Annotated in this window: 18 protein-coding genes; 10 read left to right on the top strand and 8 right to left on the bottom strand. The window is 65.7% G+C overall.

The genetic code is table 11. The features are described from left to right. The 4 genes from LXM94_RS11870 to LXM94_RS11885 form a co-directional block, all read left to right on the top strand. Positions 1 to 1,257 (top strand): ammonium transporter (locus tag LXM94_RS11870; protein WP_268965101.1); only part of this gene is annotated, 1,257 nt, incomplete at its 5' end. A gap of 253 nt (positions 1,258 to 1,510) precedes the next feature. Beyond that, positions 1,511 to 4,192: an FtsK/SpoIIIE family DNA translocase gene (locus LXM94_RS11875; RefSeq protein ID WP_235771555.1), complete on the top strand. Its 2,682-nt coding sequence runs from the start codon at positions 1,511 to 1,513 to the stop codon at positions 4,190 to 4,192. 113 nt (positions 4,193 to 4,305) lie between these two features. Further along, positions 4,306 to 4,974 carry an outer membrane lipoprotein carrier protein LolA gene (locus LXM94_RS11880; protein ID WP_235771556.1) on the top strand — a complete coding sequence of 223 codons (669 nt, stop codon included), beginning with the start codon at positions 4,306 to 4,308 and terminating at the stop codon, positions 4,972 to 4,974. A gap of 108 nt (positions 4,975 to 5,082) precedes the next feature. After that, positions 5,083 to 5,889: an exodeoxyribonuclease III gene (locus LXM94_RS11885; RefSeq protein ID WP_235771557.1), complete on the top strand. Its 807-nt coding sequence runs from the start codon at positions 5,083 to 5,085 to the stop codon at positions 5,887 to 5,889. A 28-nt stretch (positions 5,890 to 5,917) separates the two neighbouring features. On the opposite strand, the gene LXM94_RS11890 is transcribed toward LXM94_RS11885, so the two are convergent. Continuing rightward, complete coding sequence (locus tag LXM94_RS11890) at positions 5,918 to 6,373, bottom strand: cyclic nucleotide-binding domain-containing protein (RefSeq protein WP_235771558.1); 456 nt, start codon at positions 6,371 to 6,373, stop codon at positions 5,918 to 5,920. A gap of 16 nt (positions 6,374 to 6,389) precedes the next feature. Next, positions 6,390 to 7,073 carry a response regulator transcription factor gene (locus LXM94_RS11895; protein WP_235771559.1) on the bottom strand — a complete coding sequence of 228 codons (684 nt, stop codon included), beginning with the start codon at positions 7,071 to 7,073 and terminating at the stop codon, positions 6,390 to 6,392. 141 nt (positions 7,074 to 7,214) lie between these two features. On the opposite strand from LXM94_RS11895, the gene LXM94_RS11900 reads away from it, so the two are divergent. The 3 genes from LXM94_RS11900 (at position 7,215) to LXM94_RS11910 (ending at position 10,111) form a co-directional block, all read left to right on the top strand. Next, the gene (locus tag LXM94_RS11900; RefSeq protein ID WP_235771561.1) at positions 7,215 to 7,757 is read left to right on the top strand and encodes a L,D-transpeptidase family protein; all 543 of its coding nucleotides are present in this window, start codon (positions 7,215 to 7,217) and stop codon (positions 7,755 to 7,757) included. A 208-nt stretch (positions 7,758 to 7,965) separates the two neighbouring features. Next, positions 7,966 to 8,850 (top strand): formyltetrahydrofolate deformylase, encoded by an 885-nt coding sequence (gene purU / locus LXM94_RS11905; protein ID WP_235771563.1) that lies wholly within the window; start codon positions 7,966 to 7,968, stop codon positions 8,848 to 8,850. 184 nt (positions 8,851 to 9,034) lie between these two features. Then, positions 9,035 to 10,111: a D-alanine--D-alanine ligase family protein gene (locus LXM94_RS11910; protein WP_235771564.1), complete on the top strand. Its 1,077-nt coding sequence runs from the start codon at positions 9,035 to 9,037 to the stop codon at positions 10,109 to 10,111. Positions 10,112 to 10,150: 39 nt separating this feature from the next. Here LXM94_RS11910 and LXM94_RS11915 read toward each other — a convergent pair whose 3' ends face one another. From LXM94_RS11915 to LXM94_RS11925, 3 genes are all read right to left on the bottom strand, one after another. Beyond that, positions 10,151 to 11,365, bottom strand: a complete 1,215-nt coding sequence (locus tag LXM94_RS11915) for a multidrug effflux MFS transporter (RefSeq protein ID WP_235771566.1) — start codon at positions 11,363 to 11,365, stop codon at positions 10,151 to 10,153. Positions 11,366 to 11,490: 125 nt separating this feature from the next. Further along, positions 11,491 to 12,798, bottom strand: coding sequence for an NAD(P)/FAD-dependent oxidoreductase (locus LXM94_RS11920; RefSeq protein WP_408015628.1), 1,308 nt, complete (start codon positions 12,796 to 12,798; stop codon positions 11,491 to 11,493). Continuing rightward, the gene (locus tag LXM94_RS11925) at positions 12,798 to 14,147 is read right to left on the bottom strand and encodes a glutamine synthetase family protein (RefSeq protein ID WP_235771568.1); all 1,350 of its coding nucleotides are present in this window, start codon (positions 14,145 to 14,147) and stop codon (positions 12,798 to 12,800) included. The genes LXM94_RS11920 and LXM94_RS11925 overlap by 1 nt, the downstream gene beginning before the upstream one ends. A gap of 172 nt (positions 14,148 to 14,319) precedes the next feature. Between LXM94_RS11925 and LXM94_RS11930 the strand changes: the two genes are divergently transcribed. Then, a complete protein-coding gene (locus LXM94_RS11930; protein WP_408015631.1) occupies positions 14,320 to 14,973 on the top strand; it encodes a GntR family transcriptional regulator in 654 nt (217 codons plus the stop codon). Positions 14,974 to 15,042: 69 nt separating this feature from the next. Then, positions 15,043 to 16,296 (top strand): NAD(P)/FAD-dependent oxidoreductase, encoded by a 1,254-nt coding sequence (locus LXM94_RS11935; RefSeq protein WP_235771572.1) that lies wholly within the window; start codon positions 15,043 to 15,045, stop codon positions 16,294 to 16,296. A gap of 114 nt (positions 16,297 to 16,410) precedes the next feature. On the opposite strand, the gene LXM94_RS11940 is transcribed toward LXM94_RS11935, so the two are convergent. Next, the gene (locus LXM94_RS11940) at positions 16,411 to 16,851 is read right to left on the bottom strand and encodes an Lrp/AsnC family transcriptional regulator (protein ID WP_235771573.1); all 441 of its coding nucleotides are present in this window, start codon (positions 16,849 to 16,851) and stop codon (positions 16,411 to 16,413) included. Positions 16,852 to 16,962: 111 nt separating this feature from the next. Between LXM94_RS11940 and LXM94_RS11945 the strand changes: the two genes are divergently transcribed. Further along, on the top strand, positions 16,963 to 18,063 hold the full coding sequence (locus LXM94_RS11945; protein WP_235771575.1) for a saccharopine dehydrogenase family protein: 1,101 nt from the start codon (positions 16,963 to 16,965) through the stop codon (positions 18,061 to 18,063). Positions 18,064 to 18,222: 159 nt separating this feature from the next. Here the strand turns inward: LXM94_RS11945 and LXM94_RS11950 are convergent, their stop codons facing one another. Both LXM94_RS11950 and amaB read right to left on the bottom strand, forming a co-directional pair. After that, complete coding sequence (locus LXM94_RS11950; RefSeq protein WP_235771576.1) at positions 18,223 to 19,455, bottom strand: pyridoxal phosphate-dependent aminotransferase; 1,233 nt, start codon at positions 19,453 to 19,455, stop codon at positions 18,223 to 18,225. A 22-nt stretch (positions 19,456 to 19,477) separates the two neighbouring features. Beyond that, positions 19,478 to 20,998, bottom strand: a complete 1,521-nt coding sequence (amaB, locus tag LXM94_RS11955) for an L-piperidine-6-carboxylate dehydrogenase (protein WP_408015629.1) — start codon at positions 20,996 to 20,998, stop codon at positions 19,478 to 19,480. Positions 20,999 to 21,031 lie beyond the last annotated feature (33 nt).

Consider the following 21,031-nt stretch of genomic DNA (forward strand, 5'->3'; position numbering starts at 1 on the left):
GCCGAGGCTGTGGCAGCCGCCCCGGTCCCGGACAAGGCCGATACGGTCTTCATGTACATCACGACGCTTCTCGTGCTCTTCATGCTCGTCCCCGGCCTCGGCCTGTTCTACGGCGGCCTCGTCCGCGCCAAGAACATGCTGTCGGTGCTGATGCAGTGCACCGTCATCGGTGCCGCGATGATGATCGTCTGGGTCGTCTACGGCTATTCCTTCGCCTTCGGCGGCTCGACGAACGCCTATTTCGGCGGCTTCGCCAAGCTGTTCCTGTCGGGCGTCACCGTTGACAGCACCGCTGCGACCTTCAGCGACGGCGTCGTCATCCCGGAATATCTCTTCATCCTGTTCCAGATGACCTTCGCGGCGATCACGCCGGCGCTGATCATCGGTGCCTTTGCCGAGCGCATCAAGTTCTCGGCCGCCGTGCTCTTCGCCGTCCTGTGGGCAACCTTCGTCTACTTCCCGATCGCCCACATGGTCTGGGATGCCAACGGCCTGATCTTCGGCATGGGCGCCCTCGACTTCGCAGGCGGCACGGTCGTGCACATCAATGCCGGTGTCGCCGGTCTGATCGGCGCGATCCTCGTCGGCAAGCGCACGGGCTTCGGCAAGGACATGATGGCGCCCCACTCCATGACGCTCACCCTGGTGGGTGCCGCCATGCTGTGGTTCGGCTGGTTCGGCTTCAACGCCGGTTCCAACCTGGAGGCCTCCGGCGGTGCGGTTCTCGCGACCGTCAACACCTTCCTGGCAACGGCCGGCGCGATCGTCGCCTGGTGCCTGGCTGAAACCTTCACCCGCGGCAAGGCGTCGATGCTCGGCGCGGCATCCGGCATGATCGCCGGTCTCGTCGTCGTCACGCCGGCAGCCGGCTCCGTCGGCCCGATGGGTGCGATCGTTCTCGGCCTCATCGCCGCTCCGATCTGCTACTTCTTCTGCTCGACGATCAAGAACAAGTTCGGCTACGACGACACCGCGGACGTCTTCGGCGTCCACGGCATCGGCGGCATCATCGGCGCTGTCGGTACCGGCATCTTCACCGCGCCGTCGCTTGGCGGCACGGGCGCCGAGGACTTCTCGATCGCCGCGCAGACCTACACGCAGATCGTCGCCGTCCTCATCACGATCGTCTGGTGCGGCGTCGTCTCCGCCATCCTCTACAAGGTCGTGGACGCCATCGTCGGCCTGCGTGTCTCGGTCGAAGCCGAACGCGAGGGTCTCGACCTGTCGTCGCACGGCGAAGCCGCATACCACTCCTAAGCGCTTCGCGGCGGCACCTCCCGAAGGGTGCCGCCGCTCAACGTCCCGTCGCGGTCATATGATGAATATGCCGCATTTGGCCCGGGCTTCCCGCCCGGGCCCTTTTTTTGCCCGGTGCCCGGTGGAGAACCGTCCTGTCGGGCACCATGGTTAACACGACATTAAGCGTTGGCTTGGTACGATTCGGTTCGAGCATGCCCCGACACCGCACGGTGCCGGGCTCTCCCGATCGAACGCACACGGGCTGACTTTCATGGGCAGAAGCACTTCGGCACTCCTGGACAACCGGTCCGACCGGTTCATCTTGTCCGCCTTCGTCTGGCGCCAGGTGCAGTCGCTCCTCGGCCTTGTCCTTTTCGGCATGCTGGCGCTCGCGATCGCCGCGCTGTCGACCTGGAACGTCTCGGACCCGAGTCTGTCCTACGCCTCCGGCGGCACGCCCACCAACATCCTCGGTTATCCCGGCGCGGTCTTCGCCGACCTCTTCATGCAGTTCTTCGGGCTTGGCAGCGTCATCGCGCTGCTGCCGGTCGTCGCCTGGGGCCTCGTGCTCATCGGCGGCAAGCGCTTCGGCCGCATTCCGCAGCGCGCCGCCGCCTGGTTCGGCGGCTCGGTGCTCGCGTCCGCCGCGCTGAGCTGCGTGCCGCCCACCGTGACCTGGCCGCTGCCGAACGGCCTCGGCGGCGTCTTCGGCGACATGATCATGCGCCTGCCGGCGCTCTTCATCGGCGCCTATCCGGCGGGCGTCGTCGGCCTGGTGCTCGGCGGCCTCGTCGCCGTTCCGGCGCTTTGGATGCTGATCTTCAGCGCCGGGCTGATCGGTGCGCACGACATCGACGAGGACGAGGAGCCGGCCGTCGCCCCCCCTGTCGAAAGCCGCGCGCGCACCATTCCCGGCGACGAGGAGGACGATTCGGACGGGCCGCTGATGCTGGCGGTCGGCGCTCTCACGCATGCCTGGTACACCGGCAGCGCCCGCATGCGGCGCCTGTTCGGCGCGAGCGGACGGCCGGGCAGGCGCCGGGCCGTCGAACAGCCCTTCGATTTCAACGAAGATGTCTACGCGCCGCAGGGCAGCGCCACCGGCCGTTCCGCTCCCGCCGCCCGCGCGGGACGCGTCGAGCCCTCGCTCGAACCGCAGGCACGCCGCGTCGCCGGCCGTCACGAGCCGGATTTCGATCCCGGCGAGGACGGCGTCGACTTCAATATGGACGACTACCTCCTGCCGCGGCCGGACGGCATCCTGCCGGACGAGGACGACGACCCGGCCGCCGACTGGGCGCCGAGAAAGGCGCCGCCGCGGCCCGCCCTGCCCGGCGCCTCGCCGCGTGTCGTGGCGCCGGCCGCGAAACCCCGTCCGGGCCAGCGGATCGAGCGCGAGGCCCAGACGTCGTTCGTCGCCGAAGCCGGCGGCTTCGAGCTCCCGCCGCTGCACCTGCTCGCCGAACCGAGGAACGTGGCGCGTGACGCGACGCTTTCGCCGGATGCGCTCGAGCAGAACGCCCGCATGCTGGAGGGCGTGCTGGAAGATTTCGGCGTCAAGGGCGAGATCATCCACGTCCGTCCCGGCCCCGTCGTCACCCTCTACGAACTGGAGCCCGCACCCGGCATCAAGTCCTCCCGCGTCATCGGCCTTGCCGACGACATCGCCCGCTCGATGAGCGCGATCGCTGCACGCGTCGCCGTCGTGCCGGGCCGCAACGCCATCGGCATCGAACTGCCGAACCAGAGCCGCGAGACCGTCTATCTCCGCGAAATGATCGGCAGCCGCGACTTCGAGACGAGCAAGGCCAAGCTCGCCATGGCGCTCGGCAAGACGATCGGCGGCGAGCCGGTGATCACCGACATCGCCAAGATGCCGCATCTGCTCGTTGCCGGCACCACCGGCTCGGGCAAGTCGGTCGCGATCAACACCTTCATCCTGTCGCTGCTCTACCGCATGACGCCCGAGCAGTGCCGCCTCATCATGATCGACCCGAAGATGCTGGAACTCTCCGTCTATGACGGCATCCCGCACCTGCTCTCGCCCGTCGTCACCGATCCGAAGAAGGCCGTCGTCGCGCTCAAATGGACGGTGCGCGAGATGGAGGAGCGCTACAAGAAGATGTCGAAGATCGGCGTGCGCAACATCGACGGCTTCAACGGCCGCGTCGAGCAGGCGCTTGCCAAGGGCGAGGCGATCACCCGCACCGTGCAGACCGGCTTCGACCGCCAGACCGGCGAGGCGATGTACGAGACCGAGGAATTCGATCTTCAGCCGATGCCCTATATCGTCGTCATCATAGACGAGATGGCCGACCTGATGATGGTGGCCGGCAAGGACATCGAGGGCGCCGTGCAGCGGCTCGCCCAGATGGCGCGCGCCGCCGGCATCCACGTCATCATGGCAACGCAGCGCCCGTCGGTCGACGTGATCACCGGCACGATCAAGGCGAACTTCCCGACGCGCATCTCCTTCCAGGTGACCTCGAAGATCGACAGCCGCACCATCCTCGGCGAGCAGGGTGCGGAACAGCTGCTCGGCATGGGCGACATGCTCTATATGGCCGGCGGCGGACGCATCCAGCGCGTGCACGGCCCCTTCGTCTCCGACACGGAGGTGGAGGCCGTCGTTGCGCACCTGAAGACGCAAGGCGTGCCGCAATATCTCGATGCGATCACCGAGGACGACGACGAGGACGGCGAAGGCGGCGCCGGGCCTGCCGGAGGCGCAAGCTTCGAGGATTCCGACGATCCTTACGACCAGGCCGTCGCCGTCGTGCTGCGCGACGGCAAGGCCTCGACCTCCTACATCCAGCGGCGCCTCGGCATCGGCTACAACCGGGCCGCGTCGCTGATCGAGCGCATGGAGCAGGAGGGGCTGATCGGTCCGGCCAACCATGCCGGAAAACGCGAAATCCTCGTGCCCGTCGAGGACGAGATTTCCGGCCGCTGACGGCGGAACCGGAGGGCGGCGGAACCGTTGCGCGCGGGCCGCGCCGGCACGGTGCGAGGCGCCTTGAAGGCGCCGCACTTCACACGCATGAGAGCCTAATGAAGGAGTTCGACATGTTGAGAACCGATTCGGTCGACCGGGCCGCACCTCTTCACAGCGCCGGCCTGACCCGTCGCAGCGTCGTGACGCTCGCGGCCTTCGTGCTGGCCGGCGGCCTGTCGACCCTGGTGCCGTCCGGGGCCGAAGCACAGGTCAGCAGCACCGCGCAGAAGATCGCCGATCACTTCTCCTCGGTGAAGACAATGATGGGCGAGTTCGTGCAGTTCGGCCCGCGCGGCGAGCAGACGGGCGGCAAGTTCTATATCGACCGGCCGGGCAAGATCCGCTTCAACTACGAGCAGCCCTCGCCGATGCGCGTGATCGCCGACGGCAAGGCCGTCGTCATCGGCAACATGAAGCTCAAGACCTGGGATCTCTATCCGCTGTCCAAGACGCCGCTCAACCTGCTGCTGAGCGAGAGGATCGACCTGTCGGCCAAGATGGTGCGCGACGTGAAGGAGGAACCGGATCTGACGACGATCGTGCTCGGCGACAAGAGCCTGTTCGGCGATTCCACCATCACCATGATGTTCGACCCCAAGACCTTCGATCTCCGCCAGTGGACGATCACCGACGCCCAGGGCAAGGACACCTCCGTCATGATCTTCAACGTGCAGACCGGCGTCGACCTCGACAAACGGGTCTTCGAGATCCCCTACGACGAAGTGCGCAACAGGAACTGACGGCCCCGGCCGGCACCTGCCGGCCATGCCCCCCCCGCACGATTGCGCATTCCGCTCGCCGCCCGTATCGGCTAAGAGCATGCCGGCACCGACAACGGGAAGAACGGCATGGCACTTTCGATCGCGACCTGGAACATCAATTCCGTGCGGCTGCGCATGCCGCTGGTGGAGCGCTTCCTGAAGGACCACGGTCCCGACATCCTGTGCCTGCAGGAGACGAAGTGCCCGAACGACCAGTTTCCGGCGAAACCGCTGAAGGCGCTCGGCTACGAGCACATCGTCATCCACGGCCAGAAGGGATACCACGGCGTCGCGACCGTCTCCCGCCTGCCGCTGACGGAACTCGTCGAGCGGCGCGACTATTGCGGCGTCGGCGACGCCCGGCACATTTCCGTGGTCTTCCGGCACCGCGGCAGGGCGATCCGGCTGCATAATTTCTACGTGCCGGCCGGCGGCGACGAACCGGACCGCACGATCAACCCGAAATTCGGCCACAAGCTCGATTTCATCGAGGAGATGAAAGAGCTGCATGCCGAAGCCGAGGCCGGCATTTCCTCGATCCTCGTCGGCGATCTCAACATCGCGCCGCTGGAACACGACGTCTGGTCGCACAGGCAACTGCTGAAGATCGTCAGCCATACGCCGGTCGAGACGGAGGGGCTGATCGACGTCATGACGAAGGGGGCCTGGGTGGACCTGATGCGCCGCAGGGTGCCGGCCGACCAGAAGCTCTATACCTGGTGGAGCTACCGCTCACAGGACTGGCAGGCCGCCGACAAGGGCCGCCGGCTCGACCATATCTGGTCTTCCGCCGACCTCGAGCCCCACCTTGCCGACATCAAGGTGCTGCGCGAGGCGCGCGGCTGGGAGCGGCCTTCCGACCACGTGCCGGTCGTCGCGACGTTCGACGTCTGATACCGACCTCTTCGCCGATACAGGGCCGTCAGGCAAAGCGGCCGGCAAGCCGCCCCGCCCCGCCGATCATCTCCGCGAGATTCGCCCGGATGCGCTGGTCGACCAGCACCGCGACCTCCGGATATTCCTCCAGCATGCGCCGGAAGAGCGGCCGGTTGATGCGGATGACCTCGCTGTCCTCCACCGCCGTCGCCGTATATTTGCGCTCGACCGGCGAGACCATGGCGAGTTCGGACAACAGGATGCCGGCGCCCGCCACCCCCTCGTCGCGCAGGCTGCCGTCGCGAAGCGTCACGGTCAGCCGGAACGACCCCGACGCCACGACGAAACCGCAGTCGGCGGCGCTGCCCTCGCGGAACAGCGTCTGGCCCTCAACCACGCGCCGGCGCTCGGCGCCGAAGGCCATCAGCCGCAGCTTGTCGTCCGACAGGCCCGCGAAAAGCGGGACGCGCGCGAACAGGGCGATGTCGTCACTGAGAGCCAAGCGGCGCTCCTCGAATCTACGGCACGATCTTGTAACCGCCGTTCTCTGTCACGAGAATTTCCGCATTGGAAGGGTCGCGCTCGATCTTCTGGCGAAGACGATAGACATGCGTCTCCAGCGTATGGGTGGTGACGCCGGAATTGTAGCCCCACACCTCCTCGAGCAGCACGTCGCGGGTGACCACCTTCTGGTCGGCGCGGTAGAGATAGCGGATGATCGCCGCTTCCTTTTCGGTGAGGCGGATCTTCTGGCCGTTGTCCATCGTCAGCAGCTTCTGGCCCGGCTTGAAGGTATAGGGACCGACCGTGAAGGTGGCGTCCTCGCTGTTTTCGTGCTGTCGCAGCTGCGCGCGGATGCGGGCCAGCAGCACGGCGAAGCGGAAGGGCTTCGTCACATAGTCGTTGGCGCCCGCTTCCAGCCCGAGGATCGTGTCGGAATCGGTGTCATGGCCGGTCAGCATGATGATCGGCGCCTTGAAGCCGCCCTTGCGCAGCAGTTTCACGGCCTCGCGCCCGTCCATGTCAGGCAGGCCGACATCCATGATGAGGAGGTCGATCTGCCCCCCCCGCACGGTCTGGATCGCCTTCGCGGCGCTGCCTTCCTGCAGGATCGAGAATTCCTCGTAGAGTTCGAGCTGTTCGACCAGCGTCTCGCGCAGGTCGCTGTCGTCGTCGACGATGAGGATGGTTCTCGATGTCATGGGGACCTCTCGGGCTTTTCCCTGAAACTAAGCCATATCGCAGTTTTCGCAAGGGCATGCCCATTCTGGCGCCGCTTGCCAAGGCCGCTATGCTTTGCTTGATGTTCACGGACAAGGCAAATCACCGTGAGCGGAGCGAGAGTGGCTGGAACGGCGGGCAGGACCGGAACAACGACGATCGTGGTGCGGCGCCGGCCCGGCCGGCCGCAGGACGCCACTGTTTCGCTCGGGCCGCTGCGGCTGCGCGCGGCGATCGGCCGGAGCGGCACGACGGCCCGCAAGCGCGAGGGCGACGGCGCGACGCCGATCGCGACGATGAAGCTGCTCTACGGCTTCAGCCGCGGCGAGCGCGTCCGTTTCCTGTCGACGCCGCTGCCGATCCGCCGCATCAGGTCCGACATGCTCTGGTGCGATGCGCCGTCCCATCCCGCCTATAACAGCCTGGTGCGCACGCCGTTCCGGGCAAGCCACGAGGAGATGGCGCGGGCGGACGGGCTCTACGACATCTGCCTCGTCCTGGACTGGAACATCACCGCGCGCTCCCGCGGCCGCGGCTCGGCGATCTTCTTCCACCTCATCCGTCCCGGCTACCAGCCGACCGCCGGCTGCGTCGCGATCAGCCTGTCCGACATGCGGCGGCTCATGCCGCACCTGCGGCGGGGCACACGCGTCCGGGTTCTGTGAGCGAGGCGGTGCCTCTTTCGGTTCATTGCATGTCGCGAACCGATGCGCGGGCCGCCCGTCCGAAGCATAGCCTTCCGATCGCTCGTCCGGGGCTTGCCAAGCCGCCGGACGCCTGAGATACCAGCGTGCTTCCCGACGGAAGCGGAGAGAAGAAACCGCCGCGCCCGCCGCAAGAGGCGCCGGCCAGCCGACAGCGAGAGTGGAACCGATGAAGAGCTATGTCCTGACCATCACCTGCCAGTCGACCCGCGGCATCGTCGCCGCCGTGACGGGTTGTCTCGCGGGCCTCGGTTGCAACATCATCGACAGCTCGCAGTTCGACGACCTGGAAACGGGCCTCTTCTTCATGCGCCTGACCTTCATTTCCGAGGAGAAGGCGGACCAGGCCGCGATCGAGAAGGGTCTTGCGCCGGTCGCCGAGACCTTCGCCATGACCTGGCAGGTGCATGACAGCGAGGAGCGCATGAAGGTGCTGCTCATGGTGTCGCGCTTCGGCCACTGCCTCAACGACCTGCTCTACCGCTGGAAGATCGGCGCGCTGCCGATCGACATCGTCGGCGTCGTCTCCAACCACTTCGACTACCAGAAGGTCATCGTCAACCACGACATTCCCTTCTACCACATCAAGGTGACGAGGGAGAACAAGCCGCAGGCCGAAGCCCGGCTGATGGAAGTCGTCGAGCAGTCCGGCGCCGACCTCATCGTGCTCGCCCGCTACATGCAGGTGCTCTCCGACGCCGTCTGCAAGAAAATGTCGGGACGCATCATCAACATCCACCACTCCTTCCTGCCCTCCTTCAAGGGTGCAAACCCCTACAAGCAGGCCTACGAGCGCGGCGTGAAGCTCATCGGCGCCACGGCGCACTACGTCACCGAGGATCTCGACGAAGGCCCGATCATCGAGCAGGACGTCGCGCGCATCACCCATGCGCAGTCGGGGGACGACTATGTCTCGATCGGCCGCGACGTGGAGAGCCAGGTGCTCGCCCGCGCCGTGCACGCCCATATCCACCACCGCGTCTTCATGAACGGCAACAAGACGATCGTCTTCCCGCCGAGCCCGGGTTCCTACAAGTCCGAGCGCATGGGCTGACGTCCGTCCCCTTGTCGACCGTCCGGGCCAGGTGAAATGTCCCGCGTGCGGGCTGCCGGGAATGTCGAGGCGATCCGGTCCGGAAGGCCGCCGCGAAAGCGATCGTTGCGATATCCCGAACAGCGGCCGCAAAATCGGCGCTTTGATCGGCAGTTTTGCGACCGTTCAGGTTGGAAGGACGTTCATGCTCGATACTTCGAAGAAATTGCGTATTGGTGTGTTGTTTGGCGGGCGCTCGGCAGAGCATGACGTTTCGGTGCTGTCGGCGACCAACGTCATGAATGCGCTGGCTCCGGCGAAATACGACGCCATCCCGATTTTCGTCACCCGCGAGGGGCGCTGGCTGTTGAGCGCCTTCGAGGGCGGCAGGCTTGCAACGCCGTCGAGCGGTACGGAACTCTGCCTGCTGCCCGGCGGACATGGGCGGGCCATCGCCCTTCCCGCAGATGACGCCCCCTACGAAGTGCCGGGGATCGACATCCTCTTTCCCGTCCTGCATGGGCTTCACGGCGAAGACGGCGCCGTGCAGGGGCTTGCCGAAGTGGCGTGCGTGCCGCTTGCAGGGTGCGGCATCCTCGGCTCCGCCAACGCACTCGACAAGGACATTGCCAAGCGACTGTTCAACGAGGCCGGCATTGCGGCTGCGCAGTCAATCACGATCCATCGCGACGCAGCGCCACGCTTCGATGCGCTTGAACATGCGCTCGGTCTGCCCGTCTTCATCAAACCCGCCCGCCAGGGTTCCTCGGTCGGGGTCAGCAAGGTCGCGACCGCATCGGACTACGCGGCAGCGCTCTCGGAAGGCTTCCGCCATGACAGCAAGCTTCTGGCCGAGGCGTTCATTCACGGGCGCGAGATCGAATGTGCCGTGCTGGAGGATACCGACGGCGTCCTGTTCGTGTCGCGAACCGGGGAGATCATCCCGGCGGAAAGCCACGGTTTCTACAGCTATGACGCCAAATACATCGACGAGGACGGTGCGGCGCTGAAGGTGCCGGCCGACTTGTCCGAGGCGGTCGAAGACGAAATCCGGGCGCTTGCGGCAAGAGCGTTTCGCGCGCTCGGATGCGACGGCATGGCGCGCGCCGACTTCTTCCTGACGTCGGACATGCGGATCCTCGTCAACGAGCTCAACACCATCCCCGGTTTCACGGACATCAGCATGTATTCCAAGGTGATGGCCGCAAGCGGCGTCAGCTACCCGGAAATCATCGACCGCCTGGTTGCACACGGTCTGGCACGCGCGGACCGGGCGATCTGACGAACGCCCGTCGCGATACGCGCCGGCGTCTGTTTCTGCTTATCGAGCCGCCACGACCGGCGAGCTGTCAGCCCGTATCGCAAGCTCCGCCAGAACGAGCGAACTGACGCCGGCGATGGAGAAACCCGTGGCCAGTATCGTGGTCGTACCGTCATAGAAACTGCCCAGGCCGATAGCGAACAGGGTGGCAATGAGGCTCGACCCCGACGCGATCAACGATGCGCCCAGGCCCGCGACCTGGCCGAGAGAGCGCATCGCCATGGCGTTGAGATTGCCGAACAGCACCCCGATGGCGAAGAAGGCCGCAAACCCGAACGCCATCAGCGCGACAAGCGGCAGCCGGCCGTCCAGGAGCGTCGACGCGATCAGCATCAGAAGTCCCGCCGATGCCAGGCCCATGAAAGCGGCACGCGCCATGGCATCCATGCCGAAGCGCTGCACGAGCCTTGCGTTGAGGAAGGAGGCAAGTCCCACCCCTGCGGCCAGCACCGCGAAATAGAAGGGGAAGGTTTCCTTTATTCCATAGACGTCAAAGAACAAATCGGCGGCCGTGCCGAGATAGAGAAGCTGCGCCCCGAACACGATCCCGGTGGCGATGATCAGCAACGCCACGCGGCGTTTGGAGAGGATGCGCCGGCCGTTCCGGACCATGAGCCTCGGCCGGAAGGCTATGCGTCTGTCGGCGGGCAGTGTTTCCGGCTGCCGCATCACCAGCCAGACACCGAGAAGCATCGCAATGACAAGATAGACGCCGAACACGGCGCGCCACCCCGCAAGGGAAATCAGTCCCTGTGCCAGGGCAGGGGCCAGCATCGGCACGAGAATGAAGAGCGTGAACATGAAGGACATGACGCGCGCCATCGCCTCGCCCTCGAACTGATCGCGGATCATGGCGCGCGTCGCGATCTTCGGGCCGGACACGCCGACGCCCTGGAGGAACCGCCCAAGGATCACCATTTCGAGCGATCCGGCCAGCATGGCAGTGACGGTTCCGACCGCATAGACGGCGAGGCCGAGCACGAGCGCCTTTTTGCGCCCCATCGCATCGGACAAGGGCCCCAGGAGCAGTTCGCCGAACGCCATGCCGAAAATGAAGAGCGATATGACGTGCTGCGTCGATAGCGGCGGTGCGACACCGAGATCCTCGCCGATCTGGCGCAACCCCGGCAACAGCGCGTCGATACTGACGGAGGTCAACGAGGTCAGAAGGGCATAGAGGGCGATGCGTTCGCGAAAACTGATGGCAGATGTCATGGGCCGTGCACAGCGAGAGGGACGAGCCTCAGTCCATACCGACTTTTCCGCAAATGTCTCCTGTTGCTGCGGCTGACTTTGGCGGCCCGGCCCCGTTGTCGTGCCAATGGAGGCCTGCCGGGCACCTACAACCCGAAGGCGTCCTTGAACTGGTACCACCAGGAACCGATGGTCGAGTACTGGGCGCGGAACAGGCGCCCGCCCGGAAAGGGGACCCAGGGCAGTTTCTCGAACTGGCTGAAGCGGGAAAGGTCGCCGTCGATCGCCTCGCTGAGGATCCTGCCGAAGAGATGCGAACCGGTGACGCCGTGGCCGCTGTAGCCGTGGGCGAAATAGGTGTTCCGGCCGATCCTGCCCATCTGCGGCACGCGCGAGAAGGAGAGCGCGAAATTGCCGCTCCAGGCATGATCGATCTTCACGCCCTTCAGCGACGGGAAGACCTTTTCCATGTTTGGCCTGAGCTTGGCGCGCACATCCGCCGGATCGGTGCCGCCATAGACGGTGCCGCCGCCGAAGATCATGCGGTTGTCGGCCGACAGACGGAAATAGTCGAGGATGTAGCGCACGTCCTCGACGCACATGTCGCTCGGGATGAGCGACAGCGCCCGCTCGCGGCCGAGCGGCTCGGTCGCCATCATCTGGGTCGAGACCGGCATGACGCGGGAGACGAGTTTCGGTACGACATGGCCGAGATAGGCATTGCCGCAGAGCACCGCGACATTGGCCGTCACGCGACCCTTCGCCGTATGAATCACCGGCTTGTCGGCCTCATGCTCGACCTTCGTCACCGGTGATTGCTCGTAGATCGTGCCGCCCAGCGATTCCAGCGCCTTCGCCTCGCCGAGCGTCAGGTTCAACGGATGCATATGACCGCCGGTCGTGTCGAGCATGCCGCCGACATAGGCGTCGGTGTTGACGAGCCTGCGCATCGCTTCGCGATCGAGAAGCTGGTGGTCGTCCATGCCGTAACGCTTCCAGAGCGCCTTTTTGTGCTCAAGATCCTTCATGTGCGCCGCTGTATAGGCGGCGTAGATGTTGCCGTCCTTCAGGTCGCAGTCGATGCCGTAGGTGGAAACGAGGCGGCGGATGATCCGGCCGCCCTCCTGTACGAGGCTGCCGACGAAGGCGCCGGCCGCCTCGCCGTAGCGCCGCCGGATCGTGTCGAGGCTGGCGTTGAGGCCGTTGACGATCTGCCCGCCATTGCGGCCGGAAGCCCCCCAGCCGACCCGTGCACCCTCGACGACGGCGACCTTGTAGCCCTTTTCGGCCAGATGGATGGCGGTCGAGAGACCGGAATAACCGGCGCCCAGCACCGCGACATCCGCCTGGATCTCGCCTTCGAGCACGTTCAGCGTGCGGACGATGGTGCGCGAGGCGGCGTAGTAGCTGTCGGGATAGGCGCCGTTGCCGGCATAGGAAGGCTTGGCTGACATCAGACGATTTCCAGATAGGCGCTGAACTCGAAGTCGGTGACCTGTTCGGAGAAGCCGGCGATTTCCTGCCGCTTGCAGGCGATCAGCATCGACCGCAGGTCCGCGTCGAAGATCTCCGAGACGATCGGACCGTTCTCGAAGGCCGTCACCGCCGAGCCCCATTCGCTGGGAATGCGCGGCAGTTGCGAGAGATAGGCGCGGCCGGAGACGGGCGCCGGCGGTTCCCACGCGTTGCGGATGCCGACGAGGGCGGCGCCCAGGATGCCGGCCATGACGAGATAGGGATTGGCGTCGGCGCCGGCGACGCGGTGCTCGATGCGCCGCGCCTTGCTGTCGCCGCCCGGAATGCGGATCGCCGCCGTGCGGTTCTCGTATCCCCAGGAAACGGAGGTCGGCGCGTGGGTGTCCGGACGAAGCCGCCGGTAGGAATTGAAATGCGGCGCAAAGAGCAGCGTCGATTCCGCCATGCCGCGCGTCAGGCCCGCCACGGCGTGTTTCAGCACGGCGGAACCCTCCGGCGTGCCGTCGTCGAAGACGTTGTTGCCGTCGTCGTCGATCACGCTGAAATGCATGTGCATGCCGCTGCCCGAGCGCATGCCGTAGGGTTTCGCCATGAAGGTGGCGGCAAAACCGTGCTTGCGGGCGATGCCCTTGATGATGCGCTTGAAGAACAGCGCGTCGTCGGCCGCCTTCAGCGGATCGTCCGTGTGCATCAGGTTGATCTCGAACTGGCCGATGCCGTTTTCGGCGACGGCCGAATCCGCCGGCACGTTCTGCCGTTCGCATTCCGCATAGACGTCGGAGAAGAACTGGCCGAAATCGTCGAGTTCGTCGATCGACAGGATCGCGTCGGAATCGAGCCGCTTGCCGGTATAGGGCGAGATCGGCGGCTCGGCATGATCCGGCTCGGCGTCGATCAGGTAGAATTCCATCTCCGAGGCGACGACGGGCCTGAGCCCCAGGTCGTGATACTGCCGGACGATATGGGCGAGCGCCTGGCGCGGGTCGGCGAGGAAGGGCTCGCCGTTCTCCTTGAAGAGCCAGAGCGGCACGACGGCGGAGGGCTTCAGCGTCCAACTCACCGGCAGGGCGCCGCGTCCCGTCGGGCTGCAGATGCCGTCCATGTCGCCGCTTGCGAAGACATGGGAGGAGCCGACGATGTCCTCGCCCCAGACATCAACGCCGACGATGGAGAGCGGCATGCGGATGCCGCCCTTCAGCACCTTTTCCGCCTGGCCGACGGGCACGCGCTTGCCGCGCAGAATTCCGTTCAGGTCGCAGACCACAGCCTGTATGCTTTCGACGCTGTCGCCCTTGATGAGCCAGTCGAGATCGTCCGTCGCAGCCATTGCATTTTCCATATCACATAATTATATTTGTGATCACATTCTAAAGATATGCACACTTTCTTGTCGCCGGTCAAGCTGATAGAACCCCGCTTCGGACCGCACTTCGCCGGCGGCATTCAGGAGGAAGGGATTGCGCAATCTGTCGCTGGAGCCGCTCGACCGGCCGGAAGGCATGCCGACGCATGAATATGCGCACCGGCGGCTGAGGCAGGCGATCATGGTCGGCTCGATCCGGCCGGGCGAATCGCTGACCATCCGCGGCATCGCCGAGGCGATGGAAAGCAGCCCGACCCCGGTGCGCGAAGCGTTGCGACGGCTTTCCTCCGAAGGCGCGCTGAAGGTGCTCGACAACCGGCGCATCATGGTGCCGAAGATGACGGTCGAACGCTTCGGCGAACTCATTGCCTTGCGCTCGGTGCTGGAGCAGCATGCCGCCCGGCGCGCCGTGCCGCATGTCACCGAACGGGTGATCGACCGCATGGCGGAGATCGACCAGGCGCAGGACGGGGCGATCGCCCGCGCGGACAACGCCACCGCCCTGCTCCTGAACCAGGAGTTCCACCGCACGCTCTACACGGCCAATCCCGACCAGATCCTCATGCCGATGGTCGAAAGCGTCTGGCTGCAGCTCGGCCCCTTCCTCGGCATCGCCATGGAGCACGTCGCCCAGCTCTATTTCGTCGACCGCCACCAGGAGGCGATCGCGGCGCTGCGCAAGCGCGACGCCGACGCGGTCGCCGCCGCCATCGATCTCGACATCCGCGAGGGGATCGGCGGCTTCGAGCGGTCCGCCATCGAGCACCTGCTGCGCCTCGCCGGCCAGTAGATAGCGCCTTGCGCTCGCCCGGACGCCCGTGCATTGATGCCCGCAGGGGCAACAGACAGGGCTTTTGGCATGAAGACGGACGTCATCGTACTGGGCGCGGGTGTGGTCGGAATATCGACCGCGATCCATCTGGCGCGGCGCGGCAAGCAGGTGGTGCTCATCGACCGGCGCGGTCCGGCGGAGGAGACCTCCTACGGCAATGCCGGCCTCATCCAGCGCGAGGGTGTCTTCCCCTACGGTTTCCCGCACGATTTCGGCGCGCTGTTCCGCTATGCGCTGAACAACACGATCGACGCCCATTACCATCTCTCGGCGGTGCCCGGCATCATCCCGTTCCTCGCCCGCTACTGGTGGCACTCCGGCTTCCGGCAGCACCAGAGCATCGCCCATCTTTACGCGCCGCTGATCGAGAACTCGATCAGCGAGCATGCCGACCTGATCGCCGCCTCCGGGGCGGAGGAGCTTATCCGCAAGGACGGCTGGATGAAGGTGTTCCGCAGCGAAAAGGAGCGCGACGCGGCCTACGCGGATGCGGAAAAGCTGTCGGCGGGTTTCGGCGTCAACCACCAGAAGCTCACGACCGCCGAGCTGAAGGTCATGGAACCGCATATCCGCGCCGAGCTTACGGGCGGGTTGCGCTGGACCGATCCGTGGTCGATCAAGGATCCCCAAAGCCTCCTGAAGCGTTATCTCGGCTATTTCCAGTCGCTCGGCGGCAAGCTGAAGTCCGGCGACGCCGCGACGATCGAACATGTGCTCGAAGGCGAAGGCTGGCGTGTCGCCACACCGGAGGGGCCGCTCGAGGCGCGCGACGTCGTCGTCGCGCTCGGCCCCTGGGCGGATACCGTCACCCGCCGGCTCGGCTACCATTTCCCGCTCGCCGTCAAGCGCGGCTACCACATGCACTACGGCTCGGAAGAGGGCGCGGTGCTCAACAACTGGGTGCTCGACGCCGAGCGCGGCTATTTCCTGGCGCCGATGCTGAAGGGCATCCGGCTGACGACGGGTGCCGAATTCGCCAAACGCGACACGCGCAAGACGCCGGTGCAGCTGCGCCGCGCCGAAAAGGTGGCGCGCGAATTCTTCCCGCTCGCCGAGCGGCGCGACGAGGAGCCGTGGATGGGCGCCCGGCCCTGCACGCCGGACATGATGCCGATCATCGGCAAGGCGCCGCGCCATTCCGGCCTGTGGTTCGCCTTCGGCCATGCCCATCACGGCATGACGCTCGGCCCCGTCACCGGCCGGGCGCTCGCCGAAAAGATGCTGGGCGAGCGCACGGTCGTCAATCTCGGCCCCTACCGGCCGGAACGGTTCCTCATCTGAACCGGCGACGGCCGGCTGGCGTATCCGGTGAAATCCGGATCACCGGAATATTCTGGCGTTCTGTTTTGCCGCATTGTCCGACGCCGAAGCGATTTCGCTTCGGCTGGAAATGCTCTACCGCCTGATCCGCGTCGACAGGATGATCGACGACAGCGTGCGCTCGACGCCGTCGATCTCGCCGATCCGGTCGATCAGGTGATCGAGTTCGGCGATCGAGGCGGCCTGCACCACCGCGATGAGGTCGAACGTGCCGCTCACCGAATGCAGCGTCTTGACCTCGAGAATCGCACTGAGCTCCGCCGTAATGCGCGCCAGCGTCTTCGGCGCGATGGTGATCAGCACATGCGCCCTGACGAGGCCGCTCTCATAGGCGTCGGAGAGCCGCACGCCGTAGCCGGCGATGACGCCGTCCCGTTCGAGCCGCTCGATCTTCGCCTGCACCGTGGTGCGTGACAGGCCGAGCCGCCGCGCGATGGTCGCCGTCGAGGCGCGGGCGTTCTCGGAAAGCATCGCCAGCAGGTCCCGGTCCTTGGCGTTCAGCGTCGTTTTGTCCATTTTACTCGTCTATCTGCCGATAATGATCGGACATTATGCCTGAAACGAAGCTGTAAATCGACAGCAAGCAACGGCAAAATGACACACATCATTCTGCCGGAGGGAAACAGCATGAAAGACATCGTCGTCATCGGCGCGGGCAAGATCGGCTCCACCATCGCCCGGATGCTCGCCCATAGCGGGGACTACCGGGTGACCGTCGCCGACCGGTCGGACGAGCAGCTCGCCGTGATCGAGAACCACGACGCCGTTTCGACGGTCGTCGTGGACATCGCCGACGGCAAGGCGCTCCGCGCCCTGCTCTCCGGAAAGTTCGCCGTGCTCTCCGCCGCGCCCTATCACCTGACGGTGGCGATCGCCGAAGCGGCGGCCGATTCGGGCGTGCACTATCTCGACCTGACCGAGGACGTCGAATCCACCCGCCAGGTCAAGCGCATCGCGGAAACCGCCAAGACCGCCTTCATTCCGCAGTGCGGCCTGGCGCCCGGCTTCATCTCGATCGTCGCGAACGACCTCGCCAGCCGCTTCGACACGCTGGAAAGCGTGCGCATGCGCGTCGGCGCGCTGCCGCAATATCCGTCCAATGCACTCAACTACAATCTCACCTGGAGCACGGACGGCGTCATCAACGAATATATCGAGCCCTGCGAGGCGATCGTCGAGGGCGCGATGATCGAGGTTCCGGCGCTCGAGGAGCGCGAAGAGTTCTCGCTCGACGGCGTCACCTATGAAGCCTTCAACACGTCGGGCGGCCTCGGCACGCTTTGCGAGACACTGAAGGGCAAGGTGCGCACGCTGAACTACAAGACGATCCGCTATCCGGGCCACGCCGCGATCATGAAGGCGCTCCTGAACGACCTCGGCCTGCGCCACCGCCGCGAGGTGCTGAAGGACATTTTCGAGAACGCCCTGCCGACCACCACCCAGGACGTCGTCATCATCTTCGTGACGGTTTCCGGCCGCAAGGACGGCCGCCTGATCCAGGAAACCTACGCCAACAAGGTCTACAGTGCCGTGGTCGCCGGCCGCATGCATTCGGCGATCCAGATCACGACGGCGGGCTCGATCTGCGCCGTGCTCGACATGCTGGCCGACGGCTCGCTCCGCGCCAGGGGCTTCGTCCGCCAGGAGGAGATCGCGCTTCCCACCTTTCTCGCCAACCGCTTCGGCCACCACTACGCCCAGGACCAGCACGGCGCCCGCGCCGCCTGATCGAGCTTCGAACCTGCCGACGCGCCCCGGCCCCGCCGGGGCGTTGACGCATCTGCGGTCAACCCCGCGGGGAAGAGAGATGCCCGGCAAGGGCACGGACGATAAGACTGGGGGGCCTCGCGAGGCCCCTTTTCTTTTGATGGGCTTTCCCGGCGCGGCTCACGCGAGCCTTGCGCAAGCCTCAGCAATCCGCCGCAGCGCTTCGGACAATTCCGCTTCCGACGTGGCGTAGGAGATGCGGAAAAAGGGCGAGAGGCCGAAGGCGGAGCCGGGCACGACGGCAACGTGAGCGTCTTCCAGCAGGTAGTCGGTGAAGTCGCTGTCGGCGTCGATGCGCTTGCCCCTAGGCGTCACCTTGCCGATCACGCCGGCGCAGCCGGCGAAGGTGTAGAACGCGCCTTCGGGCACGCGGCAGGCGAGGCCGGGGATAGCGTTCAGCGCCGAGACGACGCGGTCGCGGCGGTGCCTGAAGCCTGCCTGACGGTCCTTCAGGAAGTCCTGCGGGCCGTTCAGCGCCTCGACAGAAGCGGCCTGACTGACGGAGGAGGGGCAGGAGGTCGCCTGGCTCTGGATCACCGCCATGGCTCTGATCAGCGCCTTCGGGCCGCCGGCATAGCCGATGCGCCAGCCGGTCATGGCATAGGCTTTCGAGACGCCGTTGATCGTCAGCGCCCGGTTTTTCAGGCGTGGCTCGATGGCGACGGGGGTGACGAATTTGAAGCCGTCATAGACGATGTGCTCGTACATGTCGTCGACCATCAGCCAGACATGCGGATGCCTGAGCAGCACGTCGATGAGCGGCCGGTAGTCGGCCTCGCTGTAGGCAGCACCCGAGGGGTTGGAGGGCGAGTTCAGGAGCACCCAGCGGGTTTTCGGCGTGATCGCCTTTTCGAGCTGGTCGGCCTTGAGGCGAAAACCGGCTTCGGCATCGCAGGGGATCAGCACCGGCACGCCGCCGCAGATCTCCACGATGTCGGAATAGGAGGTCCAGTAGGGCGTCGGGATGATCACCTCGTCGCCCGGATTGATCGTCGCCATGAAGGCGTTGAACAGGATCTGCTTGGCGCCCGTCGCGACGGTGACTTCGTCGAGCGCGTAGTCGACGTTGTTTTCGCGCCGAAATTTTTCGGCGATCGCCTTCTTGAGGTCCGGCGTGCCGTCGAGCGCGGTGTATTTCGTCTCGCCGCGGTCGATGGCGGCCTTGGCGGCTTCCTTCACATTGTCCGGAGTGTCGAAATCCGGTTCGCCGGCGCCGAGGATGATGACCGGCAGGCCGTCCTTCTTCATGGCGCTCGCGCAGGCGCCGATCTGCAGGATTTTCGAGACGCCGATGGCGGCGATGCGCGAGGCGGGTGCAAAACCCGCCTCCTCAATCTTGCTCTGGTCGTTCATGGCGGTTTGCTCGATGTCGCCCTTATTCGATGTCGAACGAGACGCCCTGGGCGAGCGGCAGGGCCTTGGAATAGTTCACCGTGTTGGTGGCGCGGCGCATATAGGCCTTCCAGGCGTCGGAGCCGGATTCACGGCCGCCGCCGGTCTCCTTCTCGCCGCCGAAGGCGCCGCCGATTTCGGCACCCGAGGTGCCGATGTTGACATTGGCGATGCCGCAGTCGGAGCCATCGACCGAGAGGAAGCGCTCGGCTTCCTGCATGTTCAGCGTGAAGATCGACGAGGAGAGGCCGGCGGCAACCGCATTGTGGTCTTCCAGAGCCTTGTCGAAGTCGGAGTACTTCATGACGTAGAGGATCGGCGCGAAGGTCTCTTCGAGAACCGGGCCGGCCTGCTTCGGCATTTCGACGATGGCGGGCTTCACATAATAGGCCGTGTCCTTGCCGGCCGCGGTGACGCGCTCGCCGCCGGTCACAGTGCCGCCTTCAACCCTGGCGGCTTCCAGCGCCTTCTGCATGCCGTCGTAGGCTTGGCGGTCGACCAGTGGGCCGACGAGTGCCGAGGTCTCCAGCGGATTGCCGACGGACACGCTCGTATAGGCCTTCTTCAGGCGCGGAACGAGCTCGTCGTAGACGCTGTCATGTACGAAGAGGCGGCGGAGCGTGGTGCAGCGCTGGCCGGCGGTGCCCATCGCACCAAAAGCAATCGCGCGCAGCGCCATGTCGAGATCGGCCGAGGGGCAGACGATGCCGGCATTGTTGCCGCCGAGTTCAAGGATCGAGCGGGCGAAGCGCTTGGCAAGACGCGGGCCGACCTCCCTGCCCATGCGGGTGGAGCCGGTGGCCGAGACGAGCGCGATCTTGGCATTGTCGACGAGGGCCTCGCCGATGGCGCGGTCGCCGATGAGGACCTGGCTGAGGTTTGCCGGCGCGTCGCCGAAGCGGGCGAGGGCGCGATCAAAAATAGCCTGCGAGGCCAGCGCCGTCAGCGGCGTCTTTTCAGAGGGCTTCCAGACGATGGAATTGCCGGCGACGAGGGCCAGCGCGGCATTCCAGGACCAGACGGCGACCGGGAAGTTGAAGGCGGAGATGATGCCGACGACGCCGAGCGGGTGCCAGGTTTCCATCATGCGGTGGCCGGGGCGCTCGGTGGCGATCGTCAGACCGTAGAGCTGGCGGGAGAGGCCGACGGCGAAATCGCAGATGTCGATCATTTCCTGCACTTCGCCGAGGCCTTCCGAGGTGATCTTGCCGGCCTCGATCGAGACGAGGCGGCCGAGATCGGCCTTGGCGGCGCGCAGTTCCTCGCCGAGCAGCCGCACGAGCTCGCCGCGCCGCGGCGCCGGCACGAGGCGCCAGGCCTTGAAGGCCTCATGCGCGGCGTCGATGACCTTGCCGGCATCGGCGGTAACCGGCAGGCGGGCGATCTCCTCGCCGCTGATCGGGCTGTAGGAGGCCATGCTGCCGCCCTGCCAGGCGGCGCGCGGCACGCCGAGCTTGTCGAGAAGGGTTGCGGTTTCCTGTTTGACGTCGACGGTCTTGCTCATCGTCATTCTCCGTTGTCTCTGGTGTTCGTCGCG

This window comes from Rhizobium alarense (assembly GCF_021555155.1).
Lineage (GTDB): Bacteria > Pseudomonadota > Alphaproteobacteria > Rhizobiales > Rhizobiaceae > Rhizobium_D > Rhizobium_D alarense.